Consider the following 25,849-nt stretch of genomic DNA (forward strand, 5'->3'; position numbering starts at 1 on the left):
GCCCGGTTACATTCCGAACCCGGAAGCTAAGCCTCACAGCGCCGATGGTACTGCAGGGGGGACCCTGTGGGAGAGTAGGACGCCGCCGAACAATCTTTGGAAGGACCCCTGGTCCCAGCGTTCACGCTGGGACCAGGGGTCCTTTTTTATATGCTTGTGCAGTACCGAAGACAGGAGTCACCATGTCCACCAACTCTCCCGACGACCGACCGGAGCGCGACCAGCGGCGACGGGACGGTGGTGGCCGTGGCGATCGCGGTGAACGAGGTGGCTTCCGCCGCGACTTCGACCGCCGCGACAACGATCGGCGCGGCGGCGGCGACCGCCCCGGCGGCGACCGTGGTGGCAATGATCGCGGTGGCTACGGCCGCCGGGACGACAACCGCGGCGGATTCGGTCGTCGTGACGACCGGCGTGACGACCGCCGCGACGACCGGCGGGGCGACAGCCCCCGTGGCGGGTACGGCGATCGTGACCGTGGCGGCTACGGCCGGCGCGATGATCGCCGTGACGACCGTCGTGACGGCGACCGCGGTTCCCGCCCGGCGTTCCAGCGCGACGACCGGGGTTCCCGTCCGGCCTTCCAGCGCGACGACCGCGACCGCGGCTTCCGCCGTGACGAGCGGAGCGACCGTGGCGACCGGCCGGCCTTCCGGCGCGACGACCAGCGCAGCGGCTACGCACGGCGCGACGACCGGGACGGTGACCGCGGCGGCTTCCGCCGTGACGACAGCCGCACCGGCGACCGGCGCGACGAGCGTCGTGACGACCGCCGCGACGACCGCGGTGGTTACGGCCGCCGCGACGACCGGGGCGGTGACCGCGGCTTCCGCCGTGACGACCGCGGCGACCGTGGCGGCTTCCGCCGTGACGATCGGCGCGACGACCGTCGAGACGACCGCAGGGACGACCGTGGTGGCGACCGCGGTGGGTTCCGCCGTGACGACTCCCGCCCCGGTGGTGACCGTGGTGGGTTCCGCCGTGACGACAGCCGCTCCGGTGGCGATCGCGGTGGGTTCCGCCGTGACGACTCCCGCTCCGGTGGTGACCGTGGTGGGTTCCGCCGTGACGACAGCCGCTCCGGTGGCGATCGCGGTGGGTTCCGCCGCGACGACGACACTCGCTCCGGTGGCGACCGTGGTGGGTTCCGCCGTGACGACAGCCGTCCCGGTGACCGCGGTGGCTTCCGCGGACGCGACGACCGGCGTGACGACCGCAGGGACGACCGCGGTGGCCGTGGTGGCCCCCGTCGTGACGACCGCGGCGGGCGACCGGGCGGCTTCCGTGGGCGTGACGACCGACGCGACGACCGGAGGGACGACCGCCGTGGCGGTGGCCGGTTCCGTGACGAGCGGGACCGTGACCGCGACCGGGAGCCGATCAAGCGGCTGCCCATCCCGGAGGACGTCACCGGCGACGAGATCGACAAGGACGTGCGGCAGGAGCTCCAGAGCCTGCCCAAGACGCTCGCCGAGGACGTCGCCAGGAACCTGGTGATGGTCGCGCGCCTCATCGATGAGGACCCCGAGGGCGCTTACGGGTACAGCAAGGTGGCGCTGCGGCTCGCGTCGCGCGTCGCTGCGGTGCGCGAGGCGGCCGGGTTCGCGGCGTACGCCAACCAGAAGTACAGCGAGGCGCTCGCCGAGTTCCGGGCGGCCCGGCGGATGACGGGCAGCGTGGAGCTGTGGCCGGTCATGGCCGACTGCGAGCGCGGGCTCGGACGGCCGGAGAAGGCGCTGGACATGGCCGGGGCCCCCGAGGTGCACAAGCTCGACAAGGCCGCGCAGGTCGAGATGCGGCTCGTCGCGGCCGGTGCGCGGCGCGACATGGGGCAGCTGGACGCGGCGATCGTGACGCTGCAGAGCCCGGAGCTGGCCTCCAACTCCGTGCAGCCGTGGACCGCGCGCCTGCGGTACGCGTACGCCGACGCGCTGCTCGCCGCCGGGCGTGAGGGCGAGGCGCGGGAGTGGTTCGCCAAGGCCGTCGAGGCCGACCGGGACGGCAGCACGGACGCGTCCGACCGGCTGGCCGAGCTGGACGGCGTCGAGTTCGTCGACGCGCTCGACGAGGACGCGGTCAAGGACGAGCCGGCCGAGAGCGACGACGACGCTCAGAGCTGAGACGCACGTGAAGTGAAGGGGCGGGATCCCGGTCGCCACGACCGGGGTCCCGCCCCTTTCGCGTACCGGGGGCCGGGAGATCCCGGCGTCAGAGGTCCAGTGCGCGCAGGACCAGGCCGGAGGCCGGCTTCGGGCCGAACGACGTGGACTTGCGGGGCATGGTGACGCCCTGGCGGGCGAGGTCGCGGACGACCTCCTCGCGGACCGGGTGCAGCAGGACGGCCGTGCCGCCGTCGCGCTCCGCCTTCTCCACGGTGGCGGCCGTGTCGTGGATGTAGGCGATGTGAGCCGGGTCGTCCTCGGGGACGTGCCAGACGTGGTGGAGGAGCGTCGCGTGCAGGACCGTCGCATCCAGGGAGCGCCAGGCCGGCGGGCGGTCGGTGGGGACGGTTCGGGCGAGGACGTCCGGGTCCGGGCGGTCGAGGAGGTGGAAGGCCCCGTCGCCGGCGAGGAGGAACGCGTTGCCCGCGGCGGCCGCGTCCGCCAGGGCGGTGAGCGCGTCCGGCAGCGCGACGTCCAGGCGGCGGACGCGGAACAGGCCGTCGACGGCGGCCAGGGCGTCGGAGACGGGCAGACCGTGCAGCAGCCGGTGGATGGCGCGGACCCGCAGCGGGTACCGGAGCGTGTCGACGAGGAGGACGAGGCCGTGGTCCCAGGGGCTGGGGGAGGGGTGCTCCGCGCGTAGACGACGGTAGGTCGCCCAGCGGTGGTGGCCGTCGGCGATCAGGGCCTGATGGGGGGCGAGGTCGGCCTGGACGCGGGCCAGTTCGTCCGGGTCGGTGATGGACCACAGGCGGTGGCTGTAGCCGTCCTCGGTGGTGGTGTGCAGGAGCGGGGGGCGCTCGGCGGTGCGGTCCAGGATGTCCGCCGTCGCGCCGTCGCCGTGGTAGGTGAGCAGGAGCGGTTCGAGGTTGGCGCACGTGGCGCGCATGAGGGCGGCGCGGTCGGCGACGACGTGGGGCATGACGTCCTCGTGGGGGAGGACGACGCCGGCGGACGGTTCGGAGACGCGCAGGGCTCCGATGAGGCCGCGCTGGAGCATGCCGTCGGCGTGCCGCTGCTCGTAGACGTACAGGGCGGGTTCGGGGTCGGGGGCCAGGACGCCGTCGGCGAGCCAGCCGCGGAGGGTCTTCGCGGCCTGTTCGTTGCGGACGGCCGGTGTGGTGGCCTGAGGGAGGATCAGCCGGACGATGTTGTGCGGATCCGCGTCCTGGAGCTGGTGCAGGCCGTCGGGGCGGACGACGACGTCGTACGGCGGGGACGTGACGGCGGCGAGGCTGCCGACCCGGTCGGGGTCGTAGCGCAGGCCTCGGAACGGGGTGAGTTCCAGGCCTCGGGGCGCCGTTGCTTCCGAGTGACCTGCAGTGTTCATCCCGGCATCGTACGTGTGTCAGTGGCGTGCGCGATGATCGAGGGAACAGCGAGCGAACGAGGAGCGATGCGGAATGAGCCCGAGCGTCAGGACGAGGCCCGAGGCCAGTGGGCGGGCCCTGAGCGAGGCGTACGACACGGCGCTGCTCGATCTGGACGGGGTGGTGTACGCGGGCGGGAGCGCGATCGCGCACGCCGTCGAGTCGCTGGAGCGGGCTCGTGAGGGCGGGATGCGGCTCGCGTACGTCACCAACAACGCGCTGCGGACGCCCGACGCGGTGGCGGGGCATCTGACGGAGCTGGGGATTCCGACGGAGGCCGGTGAGGTCATCACCTCGGCGCAGGCGGTGGCCCGGCTGATCAGCGAGCAGGTGCCCGCGGGCGCGCGGGTGCTGGTGATCGGCGGGGAGGGGCTGCGGGTCGCGCTGCGGGAGCGCGGGCTGGTGCCGGTGGAGTCCGCCGACGACGATCCGGCGGCCGTGGTGCAGGGGTTCGGCGGCCCGGATCTGCCGTGGGGGCGGTTCGCCGAGGCGTCGTACGCGGTCGCGCGCGGGGTGCCGTGGTTCGCGTCCAACACCGATCTGACGATTCCCAGCGGGCGGGGGATCGCCCCGGGCAACGGGGCCGCGGTGGAGGTGGTGCGGATCGCGACCGGTGCCGAGCCGCAGGTCGCGGGGAAGCCGTTGCCCCCGATGCACCGGGAGACGATTCTGCGGACGGGCGCGGAGCGGCCGTTGGTGGTCGGCGACCGGCTGGACACCGACATCGAGGGCGCGTTCAACGGCGGGGTCGACTCGCTGCTGGTCCTCACCGGGGTGACCGACGGGGCGCAGCTTCTGGCCGCGCCGCCGCAGCACCGGCCGACATATGTGGACGCCGATCTGCGGGGGATGCTCACCGGACAGCCGGAGGTCACGGCGGACGGGGACGGTTTCCGGTGCGGCGGCTGGACGGCGACGGCGGACGGGGCGGTCGGCCAGGATGAGGGAGGCCGGGAGCGGGGGAGGCTGCGGCTGGACGGGGACGGCGAAGTCCTGGACGGGCTGCGGGCGTTGTGCGCGGCGGCGTGGACGTCGGCGGGCGAGGGTTCGTGCGGGCTCGATGCGGGGAAGGCGCTGGCGCGGCTGGGTCTGTGAGACGGTCCGCACTCCAGTCGGCCCGTCCGGGGCCGGCCGGTGGCCGGGCAGGCGGTCAGGCGTCCGGCCGGCGACCAGGCAGGCGGTCAGGCGTCCGGCCGGTGACCAGGCGGTCCGCGTCCGGCTCGTGACCGGGGATCGGGTCAGGTTGGGAGGGTAGGCTAACCTAACTGCGTGTTGGTCGACAGTGTTCCCGAACAGCGCGCGGAGACCGCCCCCGCGCCCCCAACCCGCCGGGCGATACGTGCAGTCGGACTGCTCGTCTCCGTCGCGGTCCTGCTGCTGGTGGCGGTGGCGAGCATTGCCATCGGCGCCAAGGAGCTGTCGGTGGGGCAGGTCTGGCACGGCGTGTTCGAGGGCTCGGGGACGTACGCGGACGTCGTCGTCGACGAGCGGCTGTCGCGGACCGCGCTGGGCCTGCTGGCCGGGGCGGCGCTCGGGCTGGCCGGCACCGTGCTCCAGGCGCTCACCCGCAATCCGCTGGCCGACCCCGGTCTGCTCGGCATCAACGCGGGCGCTTCGGCCGCCGTGGTCACCGCTCTCACCTACTTCGGCGTCACCAGCCTGAGCGGCTATGTGTGGTTCGCGTTCCTCGGCGCGGCGGCGGTCGGGGCGCTGGTGTGGTTCCTCGGCGGCAGCCGCAGCGCCACGCCGGTGCGGCTGGCGCTCGCCGGCACCGCGATCAGCGCCGCGCTGTTCGGCTACGTCCAGGCCGTGATGATCATGGATGAGGCGGCGCTCGCCAAGATGCGTTTCTGGACGGTCGGTTCGCTGTCCTCGGCGACCGACGACACGATCCGGCAGGTGCTGCCCTTCATCGCGGTCGGCACGCTGCTCTCGCTCGCCCTGGCCCGACCGCTGAACGCGGTGGCCATGGGCGACGACACCGCCAGGGCGCTCGGCGCGCACCTCGGCCGGACCCGGGCGCTGTCGATCCTCGCCGCCACCGTGCTGTGCGGCGCGGCGACCGCCGCCTGCGGGCCGATCGTGTTCGTAGGACTGATGGTCCCGCACGTCGTCCGCTCCTTCACCGGCCCCGATCTGCGCTGGATCATGCCGTACGCGGCGATCCTCTCGCCGGTGCTGCTGCTCGGCTCCGACGTGATCGGGCGGGTCGTCTCCCGTCCGTCGGAGGTCCAGGTCGGCATCATCACCGCGATCATCGGCGGCCCGGTCTTCATCTTTCTCGTACGACGGCGGAGGACGGCCCAGCTGTGAAGAGCGCATCCCACACCGCACCGCGGGAACGAGAAACGGCCCGGCCCGGTCAGGCGGGCCAGGGCGCCCGGACGTCCCGCGCCGTCCGCGCGCTGCGCGGGCCCGGAGGGATCTCCCTGCGCGTGGACGTCCGTGCGCTGGTCGTCGTCGTGCTGCTGCTGCTCGCCGCGCTGACCGCGAGCGTGGTGCTGATCGGCACCGGCGACTTCCCGATCTCCACCGGGGACGTGCTGAAGACGCTGGCCGGGAACGGCACCGAGGGGCAGGAGTTCATCGTCAACGAGCTGCGGCTGCCTCGCGTCCTGGTCGGGCTGCTGGTCGGGGCCTCGCTGGGCCTCGGCGGCGCGGTGTTCCAGGCGGTGTCCCGCAATCCGCTGGGCAGCCCGGACGTGCTCGGCCTCGGGCAGGGTGCGACGGCCGGCGCGCTCGTGGTGATCGTGCTGCTGTCGGGCTCCGCCGGTCAGGTCGCCGCGGGGGCGCTGGCCGGCGGTCTCGTGACCGGCGCGGCCATCTATCTGCTCGCCTGGAAGCGGGGCGTGCACGGATACCGGCTGGTGCTGGTCGGCATCGGCGTGTCGGCGATCGCCTCCGCCGTCAACGGCTATCTGCTCACCAAGGCCGACCTCGTGGACGCGGCCCGCGCGGTGGTGTGGATGACCGGCTCGCTCGACGGCCGCGACTGGAAGCAGGTGTGGCCGCTGCTCGGACTGTTCTGCGTGCTCGTCCCGCTCGTCCTCGCCAACGCGCGGGGCCTGCGGATGATGGAGATGGGCGACGACGTCTCCAACGCCCTCGGGGTCCGGGTGGAGCGCGTGCGGATGCTGCTGATGGTGGCCGCCGTCCTGCTCACCGCGTCCGCCACCGCCGCCGCCGGCCCCGTCGCCTTCGTCGCGCTCACCGCGCCGCAGCTCGCCCGCCGGCTGACCCGCTCGCCGGGACCCAACCTGGTGCCCTCCCTGTGCATGGGCGCCGCCCTGCTGGTCACCGCCGACTGGGCCGCCCAGCGGCTGTTCGGCGACGGACAGCTGCCCGTGGGCGTGGTCACCGGCGTCCTCGGCGGCGTCTACCTGCTGTGGCTGCTGGTCGCCGAGCGCCGGTCGGGCCGGATATGAGTTCCCGCACTCCCGCCGGCAGCGGGACGAACAACGCTAGGAGCACCGTGAACCGCCTGTCCGCCGAGAACGTCACCCTCGCCTACGACCAGCGGGTCATCGCCGAAGGACTGTCGGTGGAGATCCCCGACAACTCCTTCACCGTGATCGTCGGCCCCAACGCGTGCGGCAAGTCGACGCTCCTGCGGGCGCTGTCGCGGATGCTGAAGCCGAACGAGGGCCGGGTGCTGCTCGACGGGCAGGTCATCCAGTCGATGCCGGCGAAGAAGGTCGCGCGGACGCTGGGCCTGCTGCCGCAGTCCTCGATCGCGCCGGACGGCATCACCGTCGCCGACCTGGTGGGCCGGGGCCGCTACCCGCACCAGGGCGTCCTGCGCCAGTGGTCGGCGCAGGACGAGCGGGTCGTAAGGGAGTCCATGGCGCGCACGGGCGTGGGCGAACTCGCCGACCGGTACGTCGACGAGCTGTCGGGCGGCCAGCGTCAGCGCGTGTGGATCGCGATGGCCCTCGCCCAGCAGACCCCGCTGCTGCTCCTCGACGAGCCGACCACCTTCCTCGACATCCAGCACCAGATCGACGTCCTCGACCTGTGCGCCGAGCTGCACGAGGAGCAGGGCCGCACCCTGGTCGCCGTCCTGCACGACCTCAACCACGCCGCGCGGTACGCCACGCACCTGATCGCGCTCAAGGGCGGCACGGTCGTCGCGCAGGGCGCGCCGGGCGACGTCGTCACCGCGGAGCTGGTGGAGGAGGTCTTCGGGCTGCGCTGCCAGGTCATCGACGACCCGGAGACGGGCACCCCGCTGGTGGTGCCGGCGGCGCGGAAGGCACGGGCGGGCGGTGTGACGAAGGTCGCGGCCGCCGAGACCTCCTGAGCCGGCGGCTCGCGGGGGCACCCGGGCGCCGGACCGCTACAGGAGCTTCCTGAGGTGGAACAGGTCGCGCAGACCCGCCTCCAGCCGCACCCGGCCGGAGCCCCACGCCTTCGCGAAGTTCAGCTCGCCGTCGACCAGCGCCACCAGGTCGTCGCCGGTCATGGCCAGCCGGATCTGCGCCTTCTGCGGCGGCGGCCCCTGGAGGGTGTCGTCGACCTTTATGCGGCCGTCGGCCATGCGCCCCGTGAAGGTGACGTCCAGGTCGGTGACATGGCAGCTGACCGAGCGGTCCATGGCCGCGGCCTGCCGGACGTCGCCGTCGGCGTCCCGCATCTTGTCCGACAGCTTCTCCAGTGCCGTACGGCACTCCACGATCGTGGCCATAGCGCCCGACGGTACCTCAGCGGTTCGCGGTAGCGTCGAGGCATGAACGACTCAGCGCCGGACGACGAGGTCCCGCACGGCCCACCGGAGGGCGACCAGCGCGGCGGCGAGGCCGGCCCCGGCGCGCCCGCCCCCCTGCTCGTCCGCCGCACGCCCACCGGCCGCGACGAGGTGGACGCCTGTCTGGACCGGCTCGCCGACGCCGACCACCTCGCCACCGACGGCCACGTCGAGGTGTACGAGGATGTCCACCGGGGACTGCGCGACGCGCTCACCGCGCTCGACGCCCCGCATTGATCCACCGTACGGACAACACAGGAGCTGAACCGAACGTGGCAGGAGTCGCACGCCGTCGTCTGGACTCGGAGTTGGTGCGCCGGGGGCTCGCGCGGTCGCGGGAGCACGCCGGCCAGCTGATCGCCGCGGGGCGGGTCACGGTCGGCAAGACCGTCGCGACCAAGTCGGCCACGCAGGTCGAGACGGCGGCCGCGATCGTCGTCTCGACCGACGCCGACGATCCCGACTACGTGTCACGCGGCGGGCACAAACTGGCCGGCGCGCTTGAGGCGTTCATGCCCCGGGGGCTTGTCGTCGAGGGGCGGCGGGCGCTGGACGCCGGCGCGTCCACCGGCGGTTTCACCGATGTGCTGCTGCGGTCGGGCGCCGCGCACGTCGTCGCCGTCGACGTCGGATACGGACAACTCGCCTGGTCCCTGCAGAGCGATGAACGCGTCACCGTCAAGGACCGTACGAACGTACGCGAGTTGACGCTCGAAGCGATCGATGGGGAGCCTGTGGATCTTGTCGTGGGGGACTTGTCCTTCATTCCGCTCGGGCTGGTGCTGCCGGCCCTGGCGCGGTGCACCAAGCCGGACGCCGACCTGGTGATGATGGTCAAGCCGCAGTTCGAGGTGGGTAAGGAACGGCTGGGCAGCGGGGGCGTCGTGCGCAGCCCGCAGCTGCGGGCCGAGGCGGTGCGGGGCGTGGCCGCGAAGGCGTGGGAGCTCGGACTCGGGGCGGAGGGGGTCACCGCCAGTCCGCTGCCCGGGCCGTCGGGCAACGTCGAGTACTTCCTGTGGCTCCGGGCCGGGGCGCCCGCCCTGGACCCGGCCGATGTCGAGCGTGCAGTGGCGGAGGGGCCGCGTTGACACAGAACCGAGCGCGTACTGTTTTCCTGCTCGCCCACACGGGCCGGCCCGCGGCGATCCGCAGCGCGGAACTGGTGGTCAAGGGGCTGCTGCGGTCCGGCATCGTGGTGCGCGTCCTCGAGTACGAGGCCGCCGACCTGCCCCTGCCGAGCGAGGTGGAGCTGGTCTCCGAGGCCACCCCGCAGTGCCTGGAGGGCTGCGAGCTGCTCATCGTCCTCGGCGGCGACGGCACGCTGCTGCGCGGCGCGGAGTTCGCGCGGGCGTCCGGGGTGCCGATGCTCGGCGTGAACCTGGGCAGCGTCGGCTTCCTGGCCGAGGCCGAGCGCGACGACCTCGACAAGGTCGTCGACCGGGTGGTGTCGAAGGCGTACGAGGTCGAGGAGCGGATGACCGTCGACGTCGTCGTCCACCGCAACGGGGACATCGTGCACACCGACTGGGCGCTCAACGAGGCGGCGGTGCAGAAGGCCGGCGCGGAGAAGCTGCTCGAGGTCGTGCTGGAGATCGACGGGCGGCCGGTCACCGGCTTCGGGTGCGACGGCATCGTCCTGTCGACGCCGACCGGCTCCACGGCGTACGCGTTCTCGGCGGGCGGGCCGGTGGTGTGGCCCGAGGTCGAGGCGCTGCTGATGGTGCCGATCAGCGCCCACGCGCTGTTCGCCAAGCCGCTGGTGACCTCGCCGAACTCGGTGCTCGCGGTCGAGCTGCTGCCGCACATCCCGCCGGGCGTGCTGTGGTGCGACGGACGGCGCACCTTCGAGCTGCCGCCGGGGGCCCGGGTGGAGGTGCGGCGCGGGTCGGTGCCGGTGCGGCTGGCCCGTCTGCACCACGCGTCGTTCACCGACCGCCTGGTGGCGAAGTTCGCGCTGCCGGTGGCCGGGTGGCGGGGGGCACGGCACTGAGCGGTTCACGGGCGGTGCGCTGAACTCCACTCACCCGGGTGACAGGGTGCCTCGCACTCCCCGGCTCCGACCTCGTAAGGTCTTCTCCGTGTTGGAGGAGATGCGGATACGGTCACTCGGGGTCATCGACGACGCGGTCGTCGAGCTGTCGCCCGGCTTCACCGCCGTCACCGGTGAGACGGGCGCGGGCAAGACCATGGTGGTCACCAGCCTCGGCCTGCTCCTGGGCGGGCGCGCCGATGCCGCGCTCGTGCGGATCGGCGCCGAGAAGGCGGTCGTGGAGGGGCGGATCGCCGTGCCCGCGGACGCCTCGGTGGTCGTACGGGCCGAGGAGGCCGGGGCCGAGCTCGACGACGGCGCGCTGCTGATCAGCCGTACCGTCTCCGCCGAGGGGCGCTCACGGGCGCACGTCGGCGGGCGGAGCGTGCCGGTGGGTCTGCTCGCCGACCTCGCGGACGAGCTGGTGGCCGTGCACGGGCAGACCGACCAGCAGGGGCTGCTCAAGCTGTCCCGGCAGCGGCAGGCCCTCGACCGGTACGCCGGGGACGCGGTGGCCGTGCCGCTCGCCAAGTACACCGAGGCATACAAGCGGCTGCGGGCCGTGGCCGCCGAGCTGGACGAGATCACCACGCGCGCGCGTGAGCGGGCCCAGGAGGCCGACATGCTGCGCTTCGGGCTGGAGGAGATCGGCGCCGTGGAGCCGCGCGCCGGGGAGGACGCGGAGCTGGCGGAGGAGGCGGAGCGGCTCGGGCACGCGGAGGCGCTGTCCTCGGCGGCGACGGCCGCGCACGCCGCGCTGGCCGGCAATCCCGAGGACCCGGAGGGCATCGACGCCGCCACGCTCGTAGCGGGCGCAGCACGGGCCCTGGAGGCGGTGCGGTCGCACGATCCGGCGCTGGCCGCGCTCGCGGACCGGATCGGCGAGCTGGGCATCCTGCTCGGCGACGTGGCCGGTGAGCTGGCCGGGTACGCCGACGATCTCGACGCCGACCCGCTGCGGCTCGCGGCGGTCGAGGAGCGGCGGGCCGCTCTCACGGCGCTGACCCGCAAGTACGGCCATCACGGCGAGGGCGTCGACGCGGTGCTGACCTGGGCCGAGCGGGGCGTCGTACGGCTCACCGAGCTGGACGGCGACGACGAGCGGATCGACGAGCTGACGGCGGAGCGGGACGCGCTGCGGGTCGAGCTGGGCGGGCTGGCGCAGGCGTTGACGGACGCGCGGACGGAGGCCGCGGACCGGTTCGCCGCCGCTGTGACCGCCGAGCTGGCCTCGCTGGCGATGCCGCACGCGCGTGTGTCGTTCGAGATCAGGCAGTCGGAGGACGCGGAGGGCGTGGAGGTCGGCGGGCGGGCCGTCGCCTACGGGCCGTCCGGCGTCGACGAGGTCGAGCTGCTGCTCGCCCCGCATCCGGGCGCGCCGCCGCGGCCGATCGCCAAGGGCGCGTCCGGCGGTGAGCTCTCGCGGGTGATGCTGGCGGTGGAGGTCGTGTTCGCGGGCACTGATCCGGTGCCGACGTATCTCTTCGACGAGGTCGACGCGGGCGTGGGCGGCAAGGCGGCCGTGGAGATCGGGCGGCGGCTGGCGCGGCTCGCGAGGACCGCGCAGGTCGTGGTGGTCACGCATCTGCCGCAGGTCGCGGCTTTCGCCGACCGGCAGCTGCTGGTGGAGAAGACGAACGACGGCTCGGTGACCCGCTCCGGCGTGAAGGTCCTGGAGGGCGAGGAGCGCATCCGGGAGCTGTCGCGGATGCTCGCGGGCCAGGAGGACTCCGAGACGGCCCGGGCGCACGCGGAGGAGCTGCTCGCGACGGCGCGGGCGGACGTGTAGGGGACGACCGGCGGCGCGTGCGGGGGACGCGTGGACGCGCGAGGGCGCGGAAGGGGCGCGTCCGGGGGCGCGTTCGCGTGCGGGCCGGCGGCGCGAGCGGCACGACGCGCAGGACACACGGTGGGTGAGGGGCGGGACGGAGGTCTACGGGCCGCCGTCCCGCCCTTCGCCCTTCGGTGGGCGACATCGAACGGAACCCCGCCTTCCTTCACTCGTGTGGGTGACAACAGGGGCGGTGTTGCCGGGAACGCGGCAGCTCGGCGGCACGGAACACCCGTACGTGCTGGCATCCTTGGCACAGGACGAGAGGAGTTCGAGCGGTCCACCCCTTCGCCCGGCCCTTCCGTACGTTTCTTCGTGACCGTCCGACGCCGACCCAGGAGCTCCGGCCACGTGAGCAGCCACTCACCGCACGGCCAGTCGCCGCTGCGCACCGTGCAGGTGCTGGGCGGCGGCAACGCGGGCAGCAGCGCCCACGTGCGCTCGCTGGCCGCGGGGCTCGTCGCACGGGGCGTGCGGGTGACGGTGTGCGCCCCCGCCGAGGCCGACCAGGCCCACGGCTTCACGGACGCCGGCGCCGCACACGTGCACGTGCCGCGCAGCAGCGACCCGGGCGCGGTGGCGGCGCTGAGGGCGGCCTGCGCGGACGCCGACCTCGTCCACGCGCACGGGCTGCACGCCTCGTTCCGGGCCGTCCTCGCGCTCAGCGGGCGGCGCACCCCGCTCGTCGTCACCTGGCACAGCCGGGCCCGTGCCGAGGGCGCCCGCGCGCATCTGCTGCGGCTGCTGGAGCGGCGGGTGGCGAAAGCCGCCGCCGTGGTGCTCGGCACGACCTCCGATCTCGTGGACCGGGCCCGCCGCACGGGCGCACGGGACGCGCGGCTCGCCGCCGTGGCGCTCGCCGTGTCCCGGCGGGAGCGGGCCGACCCGGAGCTGCCGGGGCCCAAGGTGCGGGCCGAACTCGGCGCGACGGGACGCCCGTTGCTGGTGGCCGCCGGCCCTCTCGACCGTCACCGCGGCCATGACGTCCTGCTGGACGCCGCGCGCGCGTGGCGCCGCCTCGATCCGCTGCCGCTGGTCGTCGTCGCGGGGGAGGGGCCGTTGCGGGCTGAGCTCCAAGGGCGCATCGAGGCCGAGGAGTTGCCCGTCCGGCTCATCGGGCACCGGGACGACGTGGGCGAACTGCTCGCCGCCGCCGACCTCGCGCTGCTGCCCGGCGACGGGGAGTCGCACTCGGCCCTGGCCCAGGAGGCCCTGCACGCACGCGTGCCGCTCGTCGCCGTCCTCACCGGCGGGGTGCGCGCGCTCGTCGGCGACGCGGCCGAACTCGTCCCGCACGGCGACGCGGACGCCCTCGCCGCCGCCGTCGTACGCCTCCTCGCCGACCCCGACCACTGCGAACGGCTGCGCCGCCTGGGCGCGCTCCAGGCCGCGACCTGGCCCACGGAGGACGAGACCGTCGCCCAAGTCCTCAGCGTCTACGACGAGTTGACGCAACCTCAGCCGATGATCTGACCGTGTGTCGCCGCGCTGTCCGCCTCGCCCGCGGGCTGCGCACCAGGACGCTCACGGCACATGGCGGCGGGCCCGGAGGGCCAGGCTCAGAGCCAGAACGGTCTGCGGGTCGTCCAGGTCGCTGCCCAGGAGTTCGCCGATGCGGGCCAGCCGGTTGTAGAGCGTCTGACGGTTCAGATGCAGTTCGCGGGCCGTCTCCGCCTTGCGGCCGGCATGGGCGAGATACGTCTCCAGAGTGGGCAGCAGCGGCGGCTTGGAACGGCGGTCGTGGTCGCGGACCGGGCCGATCGCGCGGTCCACGAAGGCCGCCAGGTCGCGATGGTCGCGCAGCCGCCACAGCAGCAGGTCGATGTCCAGACGGCGGGCGTCGTACCAGGGGCGGTCCGGCAGGCCCTGCGCCGCCGTCGCCGTCTCCGCCGCGTGCCGCAGCCCCGCCGAGGCCGCCGCCCAGCCGCCCGCCACCCCGACGACCACGACCGGCGGCTGGGCGCCCGGCCGCAGGATGCCGGCCCGCTCCACCCCGGCCCGCAGCGCCGCCGCCACCCGGTCCGCCACCGCCGGCCGCTCCGACTCCGACCGCAACCCCAGCAGCAGGGGCACCCGGCCCTCCACCGGGCGCACGCCCAGCAGCGCCGGCACGCCCACCGAGGCCAGCTCCTCCGCGACCGCCCGCGCCAGCACCGCCCAGCCGCCGCCCGGGGAGAGCGCGTCGCCCAGCCGCATCACCACCGGCAGCAGCGGGCCGGCGCCGGGCCTGAAGCCCAGGACGCGCGCCTGCGCCGGCGCGTCCTCCGCCGCGATCCGCCCCTCGGCGAGATCGGTGAGGAAGTCTCCCCGGCCCCGCGCCGCGAGCTCCTCCTCCTGCCGCGCCTGCATCAGCACGACGGCCAGGATCCCCGCCGCCCGCTCCGCGGCGATCCGGTGCACCGGAGCGAGCGGGGCGCGCACGGGCAGCAGCACGAGCCGGGCCCGCGCCGAACTTGCCCCCGGCCCCGGACCGCCCCCGGGGACGTCCACCAGCGCCGAGCCGGCGGGCGGCGGCGCGTCCTTGTGCGGGTCGCGCAAGCCCTCCCACACCTGGAGCGGATCGGCGCCCTCCGGCCCGGCTCCGGCGGCGTACAGCAGCCGGCCGTCCGTCGTCTCCAGGAAGACGGGGTTGCCGCTGAAGTCGGCCAGGATGCCCAGCACCTGCGGGATGCCGCCCCCGCCGAGCAGCGCCTGCGTGCACCGGCGGTGCACCTCCTCCGCCTGCTGGAGCAGCGCGTAGTGGCCGTTGACGATCTCGGTGTGGACCTCCTCCGTGACGGTCACGAAGGCCACCTCGCGGTGCAGCTGGACCAGCGGCAGGCCGGTCGCCCGCGCCGTCTCCACCAGGGCCGAGGGCAGGCGGGTGAAGCGCGGGCCCAGCTCGATCACCAGGGCGGCGATGCCCCGCTCGGCCAGGGTGCGCACGAACGCCCGCTGCTCGGCCGGACGGGTGCCGAGGCCGTAGCCCGTGGTCAGCAGCAGCTCGCCGCCCTTGAGCAGGGAGGCGATGTGCGGGACCTCGCCCGCGTGCACCCAGCGCACGGTCCGCCCGAGCCGCTCGGCGCCGGCCAGGACCTCCGGCAGCCCGCTGCGCAGACCGGGCAGCTCCAGCGCGCGCCGCACGGTGATGCCGGCGCCCTGGGTGTCGAAACGGTGGTCCGTGGGGCTGTCCATGCAGCGGACGCTACCCCTGGCGACCGGACGGCTCACTCCCCGCGGACCGGGAGTGACTCCCTTGCCTCGCGCCCGCGGGGCGGACGAGCCGTTCAGCCTCCGTAGGCCCCCGACGCCGTCAGACGGAGGGCTGTGTCGATCAGGGGGACGTGGCTGAAGGCCTGGGGGAAGTTGCCCACCTGGCGCTGGAGGCGGGGGTCCCACTCCTCGGCGAGGAGGCCGAGGTCGTTGCGCAGAGCCAGCAGCTTCTCGAAGAGCTTGCGGGCCTCGTCCACGCGGCCGATCATCGCGAGGTCGTCCGCCATCCAGAACGAGCAGGCGAGGAACGCGCCCTCGTCGCCGGGGAGGCCGTCGACGCCCTCCTCGCCGCCCGAGGTCGGGTAGCGCAGGATGAAGCCGTCCGGGGTGGACAGCTCCCGCTGGATCGCCTCGATGGTGCCGATGACGCGCTTGTCGTCGGGCGGCAGGAAGCCCATCTGCGGGATCAGCAGCAGCGAGGCGTCCAGCTCCTTGGAGCCGTACGACTGCGTGAAGGTGTTGCGCTCCTTGTCGTACCCCTTCTCGCACACGTCCCGGTGGATGTCGTCGCGCAGCTCGCGCCACCGCTCCAGCGGGCCGTCCGCGTCGCCGGACTCGATCAGCTTGATCGTGCGGTCCACCGCGACCCAGGCCATGACCTTGGAGTGCACGAAGTGGCGGCGCGGGCCGCGCACCTCCCAGATGCCCTCGTCCGGCTCGTCCCAGTGCTTCTCCAGGTAGCGGATCAGCTTCAGCTGGAGCAGCGAGGCGTAGTCGTTGCGGGCGAGGCCGGTCATGTGGCCGAGGTGCAGCGCCTCGGTGACCTCGCCGTAGACGTCCAGCTGGAGCTGGTGGGCGGCGCCGTTGCCGACCCGGACCGGCGCGGAGTTCTCGAAGCCGGGCAGCCAGTCCAGCTCCGCCTCGCCGAGCTCGCGCTCGCCGGCGATGCCGTACATGATCTGGAGGTTCTCCGGGTCGCCGGCGACCGCGCGCAGCAGCCACTCGCGCCAGGCGCGGGCCTCCTCGCGGTAGCCGGTGCGCAGCAGCGAGGACAGGGTGATGGCCGCGTCGCGCAGCCAGGTGTAGCGGTAGTCCCAGTTGCGGACGCCGCCGATGTCCTCGGGCAGGGAGGTCGTGGGCGCGGCGACGATGCCGCCGGTGGGCGCGTAGGTCAGGGCCTTGAGCGTGATCAGCGAGCGGATCACGGCCTCGCGGTAGGGGCCGTGGTACGTACAGTGCTCGACCCACTCGCGCCAGAACTCCTCCGTCGCCACCAGCGACTGCTCCGGCTCGGGCAGCGCCGGCGGCTCCTTGTGGGAGGGCTGCCAGGAGATGCTGAACGCGATCCGCTCACCGGGGGTGACGGTGAAGTCCGCGTACGTGGTCAGCGACTTGCCGTAGGTCTCCGCCTCCGCGTCGAACCACACGGAGTCCGGTCCCGCGACGGCCACCGTGCGGCCCTCGTGCTTGTGCACCCAGGGGACGACCCGGCCGTAGGAGAAGCGCATGCGCAGGGTGGAGCGCATGGGGACGCGGCCCGAGACGCCCTCGACGATGCGGATGAGCTGGGGGGCGCCGTCACGCGGCGGCATGAAGTCGGTCACCCGGACCGTGCCGCGGGGGGTGTCCCACTCCGACTCCAGGATGAGCGAGTCGCCGCGGTAGCCGCGCCGGACCGCCCGGGGCGGTTCCGTGTCGGCGGCGTGGGCGGGGCCGAGGCGCCAGAAGCCGTGTTCCTCGGTGCCCAGCAGCCCTGCGAAGATCGCGTGCGAGTCGAAGCGGGGCAGGCAGAGCCAGTCCACCGTGCCGTCACGGCAGACCAGCGCGGCTGTCTGCATGTCTCCGATGAGTGCGTAGTCTTCGATGCGCCCGGCCACGTGCAACTCCAGTCGAACGGCCACGTCACCCCACGAGGGGGCTGTCGCTCAGTGCGGTCAAGGGGGATGTTGTGATTACGTCGTACTGCGTCGTTGAGCCTTGAAGCAAAGCAGTCGCCCAGCCGTGTTGGCAAAAACGCCGATCTCTGCTCAACGAACTGACGAACTCTCGTTGTTCCGATGGATACGGACGGGGGTGGTGCCGCGTTCGGAAGGACGGGCTCGGCAGTGAGTGTCCGAGCAGGATACGACGCACGTAGATGATCTGTGTGCCGCTCCGGGCAACGCGGGTGAGCCGAACGGGTGAGCAACGGGTGACGGGCGCGTGTGTGTGCGCACGTCCGTGGCGGTCCGTGCGCGCAGGGTGGCCGGAAGCCATCTCCCCGAGGCGCTGATACCCTGGTAGCCCGTGGACCGGTGGGCACGAAACCCCCGAACCGCAGCGACGGCACCCCCGGAGACCTCCGGCGGAATCCGCTGGTGAAAGCCTCCGTGGCGCCGTACCGCACCCCCATACCGCGACCACGGGAGCCCCCTCTTGGCCATGCCGCCCGCTGCTTTCCGAAACAGCACTTCGACGACCAAGCACATCTTCGTCACCGGGGGTGTCGCCTCCTCGCTCGGCAAGGGTCTGACGGCCTCCAGCCTCGGCATGCTGCTCAAGGCCCGTGGCCTGCGCGTCGTGATGCAGAAGCTGGACCCCTACCTCAACGTGGACCCCGGCACGATGAACCCCTTCCAGCACGGTGAGGTGTTCGTCACGAACGACGGCGCCGAGACCGACCTGGACATCGGCCACTACGAGCGCTTCCTCGACCGCGATCTGGACGGCTCCGCCAACGTCACCACCGGCCAGGTGTACAACACCGTGATCGCCAAGGAGCGGCGCGGCGAGTACCTGGGCGACACCGTGCAGGTCATCCCGCACATCACCAACGAGATCAAGCACCGCATCCGCCGGATGGCGACGGACGAGGTCGACGTCGTGATCACCGAGGTCGGCGGCACGGTCGGCGACATCGAGTCGCTGCCGTTCCTGGAGACCGTCCGCCAGGTCCGCCACGAGGTCGGCCGGGACAACGTGTTCGTGGTGCACATCTCCCTGCTGCCCTACATCGGTCCCTCGGGCGAGCTGAAGACCAAGCCCACCCAGCACTCCGTCGCCGCCCTGCGCAACATCGGCATCCAGCCGGACGCGATCGTGCTGCGCTGCGACCGCGAGGTCCCCACCGCGATCAAGCGGAAGATCTCGCTGATGTGCGACGTGGACGAGGCGGCGGTCGTGGCCTGCCCCGACGCCCGCTCGATCTACGACATTCCCAAGACCGTGCACGGCGAGGGCCTGGACGCCTATGTCGTACGCAAGCTGGACCTGCCGTTCCGTGATGTGGACTGGACGACCTGGGACGACCTGCTCGACCGCGTCCACAACCCCGACCACGAGATCACCCTCGCCCTGGTCGGCAAGTACATCGACCTGCCGGACGCCTACCTCTCGGTCACCGAGGCGCTGCGCGCCGGCGGCTTCGCCCACCGGGCCCGCGTGAAGATCAAGTGGGTCACCTCGGACGACTGCAAGACCCCGGCGGGCGCCGCGCAGCAGCTCGGCGACGTCGACGGCATCTGCATCCCGGGCGGTTTCGGCGACCGCGGCGTGCTCGGCAAGGTCGGCGCGATCAAGTACGCCCGCGAGAACAGGATCCCGCTGCTCGGCCTCTGCCTCGGCCTGCAGTGCATCGTGATCGAGGCCGCGCGGACCCTGGCCGACATCCCCGACGCCAACTCCACCGAGTTCGACTCCGCCACCGCCCACCCGGTCATCTCGACGATGGCCGAGCAGCTCGACATCGTCGCCGGCGAGGGCGACATGGGCGGCACGATGCGCCTGGGCATGTACCCGGCCAAGCTGGCCGAGGGCTCCATCGTGCGCGAGGTGTACGACGGCAAGGAGTACGTCGAGGAGCGCCACCGCCACCGCTACGAGGTGAACAACTCCTACCGCGCGGAGCTGGAGAAGAAGGCGGGCATCCTGTTCTCCGGCACCTCCCCGGACGGCAAGCTCGTCGAGTACGTGGAGTACCCCCGCGACGTCCACCCCTACCTGGTGGCCACGCAGGCGCACCCCGAGCTGCGTTCGCGTCCCACGCGTCCGCACCCGCTGTTCGCCGGCCTCGTGAAGGCGTCCGTCGAGCGCCAGCAGGCCCAGCGCGCGGAGAAGACCGCGAAGTAACACACCGGTTGTACGGTGGCCGGGGTGCGTCCCTTACCCGAGGGGTCGCACCCCGGTTTCGTTTCGGCAGGTCGCGCAGGACACGGAAGGACAGGCATGACGATCAAGGACACCGCCGAGGAGTGGGAGATCCGGGCGACCGAGACCCCCTTCACGGGCAACAAGACCTCCGTGCGCACGGACGACGTGGTCATGCCCGACGGCACGGTGGTCCGCCGCGACTACCAGGTCCACCCCGGTTCGGTGGCCGTCGTCGCCCTCGACGACGAGGACCGGGTGCTGCTGATCAAGCAGTACCGGCACCCCGTCCGGGAGAAGCTGTGGGAGATCCCGGCCGGCCTGCTCGACGTGCCCGGCGAGAACCCCCTGCACGCCGCCCAGCGCGAGCTGTACGAGGAGGCGCACGTCAAGGCCGAGGACTGGCGGGTGCTGACCGACGTCTACACCACGCCCGGCGGCTGCGATGAGGCCGTACGGATCTTCCTCGCCCGCAATCTGTCCGAGGCCGAGGGGCGGCGCTTCGAGGTCGAGCACGAGGAGGCCGACATGGAGCACGCGCGCGTGCCGGTCGGCGACCTCGTGCGCGCGGTGCTCGCGGGCGACGTGCACAACAACTGCCTGGTCGTCGGCGTCCTCTCGCTGGTCGCCGCCCGCGCCGGCGACGGCCTGGACGCGCTGCGCCCGGCGGAGGCCCCCTGGCCGGCCCGTCCGTTCGAAGCCTGAACGGCCCAGAGGCCGGTGTGACGATCGGTTGATCCGATCGGGCGACGTCTCCGCCGCGCTCCTCCCGGAAGGTCTCAGAGCGTGAACTAGGCTCTGGAATCGCCCGATCCGAAAGGTCCGGCGGGCTCGCGTGCGCGGTGGACGGGAGGGTGGCCCGTGACGGATCAGGCAGTGGACACAGACGGCGTCAAGCTGTCGGGACACGCTGCGACGGAGGGCCATTTCCTGGGCCGTACCCGGGAGTTGAAGGAGCTGTGCGCGGACATCGAGCGCGCGGGCCTGGACACCCTGGCGGGGAACAAGCCGCCCCGCGCGCGGGTCCTCCTCATCGCCGGACGGCCCGGCTCCGGCCGCAGCGCCCTCGCCGGGGAACTCGTCCGCCGGGTCGCCGGCCGCTACCCGGACGGCGTGCTGCGCGCCCGCCTCGCCGACGCCGACGGCACCCCCGTCCCGGCCGAGCGGGCCGCCCGCGCACTGCTCGCCGCCCTGGAGCGGCCGGCCCCGGCGGGCGCGTCCGAGGAGGACCTCTCCGCCTGCCTGCGCGAAGCGCTCGCCGAACGGCGCGCCGTCGTCCTCCTCGACGACGCGGCCGGCGCCGAGCAGGTCGACGCACTGCTCCCGGACACCCCGGAGTGCCTGGTCGTCGCCGTCTCCGCGGGACCGCTCACCGGCATCTCCGACGTGCGCCCCTGCACCCTGGGCGGCCTGGACACCAAGTCCGCCCTGGAACTGCTCACCCGTCGCATCGGCTCGGTCCGCATCACCGTCGACCCGCGCTCCGCCGAAGGGCTCGTCGAGGCCTGCCAGGGCCACCCCGTGGCGCTGATCCTCGCCGGCGGCTGGCTCGCCGCCCGCCCCAAGTCGGCCGTCGCCGACCTCGCCAAGCAGCTCCACGCCGAGGGCGACGAGGGCACCCCGCTCAGCCGCCTCTTCGCACTCGTCCACCACGGGCTGGCCCCCACCGCCGCCCGCACCCTGCGCCTGCTCTCCCTCGCCCCGGCCGGGCTCGTCGACGCCCACACCGCCTCCGCCCTCGCCGGCTGCTCGATCGGCGCCGCCCGCAGCACCCTGGACGACTTCGCCGCCCTCGGCCTGCTGCGGCCCGTGCCGTCCACACCGCCCCAGTACGAGATCCCCGGCTGTCTGCACCCTCTGCTGCGCGCGGCCGCCGAGGCCCACGAGCGGCCGGCCGAGCTCCAGCTGGCCCGCGCCCGCATGCTGGAGCGGACGGTGCGGCTGCTCCAGTCCTGCCGTGCCGTCACCGAGACCGACAACCCCCAGGCCCGCGAGAAGCTCCAGGGCATGCCCAGCGCCCTGCGCTTCGCCTCCCCGCAGGCGGCCGCCGAGTGGCTCGATGCGCGCCGGCCCGCGCTGCTCGGGGCCGCCCGGCTCGCGGTCGCCGACGGCGAGCTGGACACCCTGGCCAGGCGGCTGATGGCGCAGCTGGTCAAGGCGATGGTCGCCCACCTCGGCGCCCAAGGCGCCGCGCCCGACCTGTACGGCGTCCACCAGCTCGTCCTGGACGTCGCCGAGCGCCGCGGGCTGCCCCGGGAGAAGGCCGCCGCCCTGCTGAACCTGGGCGACGTGGACGCCCGCACCGGGCGCACCGCCCAGGCCCTGGTGCGCTACCGGGCCGCGCTGGACGCCGGACGCCAGGCGAACGACCCGTACGCGACCGGCCGCGCGATGGAATCCGTAGGCGGCGCGCATCTGGAGCTCGGCGACTACGAGCGGGCCGCCGACTGGTTCGGCCGGGCCCTCGCCCAGCGGCTGGCCCGCGACGAGCGCGCCGACGCCGCCCGCCTGTACGGCCGTATCGCGACCGCGCACACCTACGCCGGCCGCTACGGGGAGGCGCAGCGCGGCTGGCGGGCCGCCGTGGCCGTGCACCGCAAGAGCGGCGATGTCGGCGCGCAGGCGCGGGCGTTGAGCGAGCTGGCCCGAGTCCAGGAGTACGCGGGCCGGCCCGAGGAGTCGCTGCGCACCTGTCAGGAGGCGGTGGAGTGGGCCCACCGCGCTAAGGACGCGCGCCTGCGGGCCGCGCTGCACCTGCGGCTGGCCGACACCTGTGAGCACCTCGGCGACCCGGCGGCCGCCCGCCTGCACCGGGGCGCGGCGGAGCGCATCCTGGGAGATGAGGCCCCCGGCACCGAGTCAGAGCCGGAACACACGGCCGACGCCTGCGAAATCCGCAGTACTCCTGCTGAAGATTGATGCATTGAAAGGCTGGACAGCGGGAACACCTTCATTAGACTGGCTCTGCCGCACGTTCTCCTGCGGTATGTCCCCGTATGCCCAATGCATCCGGGTTTGTCGTTCCATGCCCCACACCCTCTGAGCCAAGGACCGTGATCCACGTGAAGGTCGGCATCCCCCGCGAGGTCAAGAACAACGAGTTCCGGGTGGCGATCACCCCGGCAGGCGTGCACGAGCTGGTGCGCCACGGCCACCAGGTCGTCGTCGAGCAGGGCGCCGGCGTCGGCTCGTCGATCCCGGACGCGGAATACGTGGCCGCCGGCGCCCGGATCCTGGACACCGCCGACGAGGTGTGGGCCACCGCCGACCTGCTGCTGAAGGTCAAGGAGCCCATCGCCGAGGAGTACCACCGCCTCCGCAAGGACCAGACGCTCTTCACCTACCTGCACCTGGCTGCCTCCAAGGAGTGCACCGACGCGCTCATCGAGTCCGGCACCACGGCGATCGCCTACGAGACCGTCGAACTGCCGAACCGCGCGCTGCCGCTGCTCGCCCCGATGTCCGAGGTCGCGGGCCGGCTCGCCCCGCAGGTCGGCGCCTACCACCTGATGGCCGCCAACGGCGGCCGCGGCGTGCTGCCCGGCGGCGTCCCCGGCGTGCTGGCCGGCCGGGCCGTCGTCATCGGCGGCGGCGTCTCCGGCTGGAACGCCGCGCAGATCGCCATCGGCATGGGCTTCCACGTGACCCTGCTCGACAAGGACATCAACAAGCTCAAGGAAGCCGACAAGGTGTTCGGCACCAAGATCCAGACGGTCGTCTCCAACGCCTTCGAGCTGGAGAAGGCCTGCCTGGAGGCCGACCTCGTCATCGGCGCGGTCCTCATCCCGGGCGCCAAGGCGCCCAAGCTCGTCACCAACGAGCTGGTCTCCCGGATGAAGCCCGGAAGTGTCCTTGTCGACATCGCGATCGACCAGGGCGGCTGCTTCGAGGACTCCCGCCCGACCACCCACGCCGAGCCGACCTTCCCGGTCCACAACTCGGTCTTCTACTGCGTCGCCAACATGCCCGGCGCGGTCCCCAACACCTCCACCTACGCGCTCACCAACGCGACCCTGCCCTACATCGTCGAACTCGCGAACCGGGGCTGGGTGGAGGCGCTGCGCCGCGACCCCGCGCTGGCCAGGGGGCTCAACACCCACGACGGCAAGGTGGTTTACCGCGAGGTCGCCGAGGCACACGGCCTCGAGCACGTGGAGCTCGCCTCACTGCTCGGCTGAGACGCTCCGCCAAGTCACCTTTTCGTAAAGGCGATACGTCAACACGACGCCTCAAGGGCGTGCGCACGGCCGGACCTTGCCATACAAGGTCCGGCCGAGTGTGTGTATGGTCACTTTGCCGCTCTCGGCCAACTCGCCTCGAACGTAACCCTTGAACCGATTCGCACACCCGTGAATCCTGCCGTGCGACGGCCGTACGCCCTTGACAGCGGGATGTTTCATTGCCGACACATCGGGCCGGGTCCGGCGGATTGTGTTGCTGCGGACGCCCGACACGCCATAGAGTCGCCAATCGTCGGCATGGTGCCACGCTGACCTTGTCTAGAAGTTTCCTGGTCACCAAGGAGGTAAGACGACTTGTGAATGAGTCGACATTTTCTCCCGGGGGTGGTCATCCAGGAACGCCTACGCGGGGCCCGGGCCCCACGGGGCGCGAGGCTGTCGGCTCCGTCGCTGTCCGAACCTTCGCAGACCATCAGAGCCACAGAAGCCCCCAGTTGGCTCAGCCAGCACACCACAGCATGGATGGCCATCACGTGAACGCCATGGCCGGCGACGGAAGTGGCGCGCCCCGCAACCACTTCGCCGACTACGACGAACTGCCCGAAGGGCACTTCTACGACCCCGACGCCGAGTACGAGCCCGATCCCGAGTACGCGGCCACCCTCGCGCCCGACGCCGCCCGCCAGCGTCGCGAGCGCGTCGGTCCCACGGGACGCCCGCTGCCGTACTTCCCGATCCCGGGCCCGCTGACCGATCACGGACCCGCGAAGATCATCGCGATGTGCAACCAGAAGGGCGGCGTCGGCAAGACGACGTCGACCATCAATCTGGGCGCCGCCCTCGCGGAGTACGGACGCCGGGTGCTGCTCGTCGACTTCGACCCGCAGGGCGCGCTGTCGGTCGGTCTCGGCGTCAATCCGATGGAGCTCGACCTCACCGTCTACAACCTGCTCATGGAGCGGGGCATGGCGGCCGACGAGGTGCTCCTGAAGACGGCGGTCCCGAACATGGACCTGCTGCCCAGCAACATCGACCTGTCCGCCGCCGAGGTCCAGCTGGTCTCCGAGGTCGCGCGCGAGTCGACGCTGCAGCGGGCGCTGAAGCCGCTCCTCGACGACTACGACTTCATCGTCATCGACTGTCAGCCCTCGCTCGGCCTGCTCACCGTCAACGCGCTGACCGCCGCGCACAAGGTGATCGTGCCGCTGGAGTGCGAGTTCTTCGCGCTGCGCGGTGTCGCGCTGCTCACCGAGACCATCGAGAAGGTCCAGGAGCGGCTCAACCCGGAGCTGGAGCTCGACGGCATCCTCGCCACGATGTACGACTCGCGCACGGTCCACAGCCGCGAGGTCCTCGCCCGTGTGGTCGAGGCCTTCGACGACCACGTGTACCACACGGTCATCGGGCGCACGGTCCGCTTCCCGGAGACCACGGTCGCCGGTGAGCCGATCACCACCTACGCCTCCAACTCCGTCGGCGCCGCCGCCTACCGTCAGCTCGCCAGGGAGGTGCTCGCCCGGTGTCACGCCGAGTGAGTCTGCCGGGGGCCGACGAACTCTTCCGTACGACAGGGGGGATGGCGCTCCAGCCGTCCGCACCGCGACGCCAGGCCAACGGCGAGGCGCGGGTACCCGCTCCCGCCGGGGAGAGCGACACGGCAGCGGCGGCCTCGGCCGAGGACGCGCCGCAGGCCGTGCCCGCGCAGGGCGGTGACGGCGAGGGCGCCGAGCACGTGGCGGCTGACGCCGAGCAGGGCGACGCCGGGGAGTCCCGCAGCCGGACCGCCGGCGGGGAGCGCCCCGCGCGGCGTCAGGGCGCGGCGCCGGAAGGACCGGCCGCCGCCGGCGAGGCCGCCCAGCCGCGCAAGCGGGGCCGGGCCGCGGCCCGCCGGCCCAGCGGCCGGGAGCGACACGACGAGAAGATCACCGTGTACGTCTCCGCCGAGGAGCTGATGGACCTGGAGCACGCCCGGCTGGTGCTGCGCGGCGAACACGGGCTGGCCGTGGACCGGGGACGGATCGTCCGCGAGGCGGTCGCCGTGGTCCTGGCGGACCTGGAGGCCCGGGGCGACGCCAGCATCCTCGTACGCCGGCTGCGCGGCCGGTAGCGGTAGCCTGCGGAGGCCATGACCTCGAACAACACCCCCTCGCCGGGAGCCCGCCGCCCCCTGGGCCGAGGCCCGGCACCCCCCACCACCCGCCCACCCGAGCCGGCC

General features: G+C 73.1%; 20 protein-coding genes, 1 rRNA gene and 1 pseudogene. 18 read left to right on the forward strand and 4 right to left on the reverse strand.

Translation table 11 applies throughout. The features are described from left to right. The 3 genes and pseudogenes from rrf to ACFYXA_RS33265 all read left to right on the forward strand — a co-directional run. A 5S ribosomal RNA gene (gene rrf / locus ACFYXA_RS33255) occupies positions 1-91 on the forward strand; the annotation flags it as partial. A gap of 547 nt (positions 92-638) precedes the next feature. Beyond that, positions 639-1,367: pseudogene (locus ACFYXA_RS33260) on the forward strand (tetratricopeptide repeat protein); the annotation flags it as partial. 21 nt (positions 1,368-1,388) lie between these two features. Then, positions 1,389-2,120: a hypothetical protein gene (locus ACFYXA_RS33265; RefSeq protein WP_352250561.1), complete on the forward strand. Its 732-nt coding sequence runs from the start codon at positions 1,389-1,391 to the stop codon at positions 2,118-2,120. A gap of 88 nt (positions 2,121-2,208) precedes the next feature. On the opposite strand, the gene ACFYXA_RS33270 is transcribed toward ACFYXA_RS33265, so the two are convergent. Continuing rightward, on the reverse strand, positions 2,209-3,492 hold the full coding sequence (locus ACFYXA_RS33270) for a DUF1015 domain-containing protein (RefSeq protein WP_389039957.1): 1,284 nt from the start codon (positions 3,490-3,492) through the stop codon (positions 2,209-2,211). A 73-nt stretch (positions 3,493-3,565) separates the two neighbouring features. Between ACFYXA_RS33270 and ACFYXA_RS33275 the strand changes: the two genes are divergently transcribed. The 4 genes from ACFYXA_RS33275 to ACFYXA_RS33290 all read left to right on the forward strand — a co-directional run bounded on the left by ACFYXA_RS33275 (position 3,566) and on the right by ACFYXA_RS33290 (position 7,832). Continuing rightward, positions 3,566-4,627 (forward strand): HAD-IIA family hydrolase, encoded by a 1,062-nt coding sequence (locus ACFYXA_RS33275; protein ID WP_352250549.1) that lies wholly within the window; start codon positions 3,566-3,568, stop codon positions 4,625-4,627. A 174-nt stretch (positions 4,628-4,801) separates the two neighbouring features. Next, complete coding sequence (locus ACFYXA_RS33280) at positions 4,802-5,845, forward strand: FecCD family ABC transporter permease (RefSeq protein ID WP_389039962.1); 1,044 nt, start codon at positions 4,802-4,804, stop codon at positions 5,843-5,845. A gap of 92 nt (positions 5,846-5,937) precedes the next feature. Continuing rightward, a complete protein-coding gene (locus tag ACFYXA_RS33285; protein ID WP_389040223.1) occupies positions 5,938-6,957 on the forward strand; it encodes a FecCD family ABC transporter permease in 1,020 nt (339 codons plus the stop codon). Continuing rightward, positions 6,954-7,832, forward strand: a complete 879-nt coding sequence (locus ACFYXA_RS33290) for an ABC transporter ATP-binding protein (RefSeq protein ID WP_389039966.1) — start codon at positions 6,954-6,956, stop codon at positions 7,830-7,832. The genes ACFYXA_RS33285 and ACFYXA_RS33290 overlap by 4 nt, the downstream gene beginning before the upstream one ends. 36 nt (positions 7,833-7,868) lie before the next feature. Here ACFYXA_RS33290 and ACFYXA_RS33295 read toward each other — a convergent pair whose 3' ends face one another. Continuing rightward, a complete protein-coding gene (locus tag ACFYXA_RS33295) occupies positions 7,869-8,216 on the reverse strand; it encodes an SCP2 sterol-binding domain-containing protein (RefSeq protein WP_389039969.1) in 348 nt (115 codons plus the stop codon). A 42-nt stretch (positions 8,217-8,258) separates the two neighbouring features. On the opposite strand from ACFYXA_RS33295, the gene ACFYXA_RS33300 reads away from it, so the two are divergent. From ACFYXA_RS33300 to ACFYXA_RS33320, 5 genes are all read left to right on the forward strand, one after another. After that, positions 8,259-8,513, forward strand: coding sequence for a hypothetical protein (locus tag ACFYXA_RS33300; RefSeq protein ID WP_389039972.1), 255 nt, complete (start codon positions 8,259-8,261; stop codon positions 8,511-8,513). 35 nt (positions 8,514-8,548) lie between these two features. Then, entirely contained in the window at positions 8,549-9,364 is an 816-nt protein-coding gene (locus ACFYXA_RS33305) for a TlyA family RNA methyltransferase (protein ID WP_352250539.1), read from the forward strand. Next, positions 9,361-10,266: an NAD kinase gene (locus ACFYXA_RS33310; RefSeq protein ID WP_130443973.1), complete on the forward strand. Its 906-nt coding sequence runs from the start codon at positions 9,361-9,363 to the stop codon at positions 10,264-10,266. The genes ACFYXA_RS33305 and ACFYXA_RS33310 overlap by 4 nt, the downstream gene beginning before the upstream one ends. 100 nt (positions 10,267-10,366) lie before the next feature. Continuing rightward, positions 10,367-12,094, forward strand: a complete 1,728-nt coding sequence (gene recN, locus ACFYXA_RS33315) for a DNA repair protein RecN (RefSeq protein ID WP_352250536.1) — start codon at positions 10,367-10,369, stop codon at positions 12,092-12,094. A 393-nt stretch (positions 12,095-12,487) separates the two neighbouring features. Then, the gene (locus ACFYXA_RS33320; protein ID WP_352250534.1) at positions 12,488-13,609 is read left to right on the forward strand and encodes a glycosyltransferase family 4 protein; all 1,122 of its coding nucleotides are present in this window, start codon (positions 12,488-12,490) and stop codon (positions 13,607-13,609) included. Positions 13,610-13,660: 51 nt separating this feature from the next. On the opposite strand, the gene ACFYXA_RS33325 is transcribed toward ACFYXA_RS33320, so the two are convergent. Both ACFYXA_RS33325 and ACFYXA_RS33330 read right to left on the reverse strand, forming a co-directional pair. Beyond that, positions 13,661-15,310: a PucR family transcriptional regulator gene (locus ACFYXA_RS33325; protein WP_389039979.1), complete on the reverse strand. Its 1,650-nt coding sequence runs from the start codon at positions 15,308-15,310 to the stop codon at positions 13,661-13,663. 92 nt (positions 15,311-15,402) lie between these two features. Further along, on the reverse strand, positions 15,403-17,205 hold the full coding sequence (locus ACFYXA_RS33330; protein ID WP_352250557.1) for a glycoside hydrolase family 15 protein: 1,803 nt from the start codon (positions 17,203-17,205) through the stop codon (positions 15,403-15,405). A gap of 544 nt (positions 17,206-17,749) precedes the next feature. On the opposite strand from ACFYXA_RS33330, the gene ACFYXA_RS33335 reads away from it, so the two are divergent. The 6 genes from ACFYXA_RS33335 (at position 17,750) to ACFYXA_RS33360 (ending at position 25,741) form a co-directional block, all read left to right on the forward strand. Beyond that, the gene (locus ACFYXA_RS33335; protein WP_352250530.1) at positions 17,750-19,435 is read left to right on the forward strand and encodes a CTP synthase; all 1,686 of its coding nucleotides are present in this window, start codon (positions 17,750-17,752) and stop codon (positions 19,433-19,435) included. 96 nt (positions 19,436-19,531) lie between these two features. Continuing rightward, complete coding sequence (locus ACFYXA_RS33340; protein ID WP_352250528.1) at positions 19,532-20,158, forward strand: NUDIX hydrolase; 627 nt, start codon at positions 19,532-19,534, stop codon at positions 20,156-20,158. 156 nt (positions 20,159-20,314) lie between these two features. Next, entirely contained in the window at positions 20,315-22,372 is a 2,058-nt protein-coding gene (locus ACFYXA_RS33345) for a tetratricopeptide repeat protein (RefSeq protein ID WP_389039984.1), read from the forward strand. Positions 22,373-22,506: 134 nt separating this feature from the next. Beyond that, positions 22,507-23,631 (forward strand): alanine dehydrogenase, encoded by a 1,125-nt coding sequence (ald, locus tag ACFYXA_RS33350; protein ID WP_352250524.1) that lies wholly within the window; start codon positions 22,507-22,509, stop codon positions 23,629-23,631. Positions 23,632-24,176: 545 nt separating this feature from the next. Further along, positions 24,177-25,169 (forward strand): ParA family protein, encoded by a 993-nt coding sequence (locus ACFYXA_RS33355; RefSeq protein WP_242621006.1) that lies wholly within the window; start codon positions 24,177-24,179, stop codon positions 25,167-25,169. After that, the gene (locus ACFYXA_RS33360) at positions 25,154-25,741 is read left to right on the forward strand and encodes a hypothetical protein (RefSeq protein ID WP_389039989.1); all 588 of its coding nucleotides are present in this window, start codon (positions 25,154-25,156) and stop codon (positions 25,739-25,741) included. Before ACFYXA_RS33355 ends, ACFYXA_RS33360 begins: the two co-directional genes overlap by 16 nt. The last annotated feature ends 108 nt before the right edge of the window (positions 25,742-25,849 follow it).

The organism is Streptomyces sp. NPDC002566 (assembly GCF_042889585.1).
Classification (GTDB): Bacteria; Actinomycetota; Actinomycetes; order Streptomycetales; family Streptomycetaceae; genus Streptomyces.

Excerpts from the sequence above, each read along its gene's own strand:
- ACFYXA_RS33295 (WP_389039969.1), bottom strand. The coding sequence starts at position 8,216 with ATGGCCACGATCGTGGAGTGCCGTACGGCACTGGAGAAGCTGTCGGAC.
- ACFYXA_RS33300 (WP_389039972.1), top strand. The coding sequence starts at position 8,259 with ATGAACGACTCAGCGCCGGACGACGAGGTCCCGCACGGCCCACCGGAG.
- recN (WP_352250536.1), top strand. The coding sequence starts at position 10,367 with ATGCGGATACGGTCACTCGGGGTCATCGACGACGCGGTCGTCGAGCTG.
- ACFYXA_RS33325 (WP_389039979.1), bottom strand. The coding sequence starts at position 15,310 with ATGGACAGCCCCACGGACCACCGTTTCGACACCCAGGGCGCCGGCATC.
- ACFYXA_RS33290 (WP_389039966.1), top strand. The coding sequence starts at position 6,954 with ATGAGTTCCCGCACTCCCGCCGGCAGCGGGACGAACAACGCTAGGAGC.
- ACFYXA_RS33335 (WP_352250530.1), top strand. The coding sequence starts at position 17,750 with ATGCCGCCCGCTGCTTTCCGAAACAGCACTTCGACGACCAAGCACATC.
- ACFYXA_RS33355 (WP_242621006.1), top strand. The coding sequence starts at position 24,177 with ATGGCCGGCGACGGAAGTGGCGCGCCCCGCAACCACTTCGCCGACTAC.
- ACFYXA_RS33275 (WP_352250549.1), top strand. The coding sequence starts at position 3,566 with ATGAGCCCGAGCGTCAGGACGAGGCCCGAGGCCAGTGGGCGGGCCCTG.
- ACFYXA_RS33340 (WP_352250528.1), top strand. The coding sequence starts at position 19,532 with ATGACGATCAAGGACACCGCCGAGGAGTGGGAGATCCGGGCGACCGAG.
- ACFYXA_RS33270 (WP_389039957.1), bottom strand. The coding sequence starts at position 3,492 with ATGAACACTGCAGGTCACTCGGAAGCAACGGCGCCCCGAGGCCTGGAA.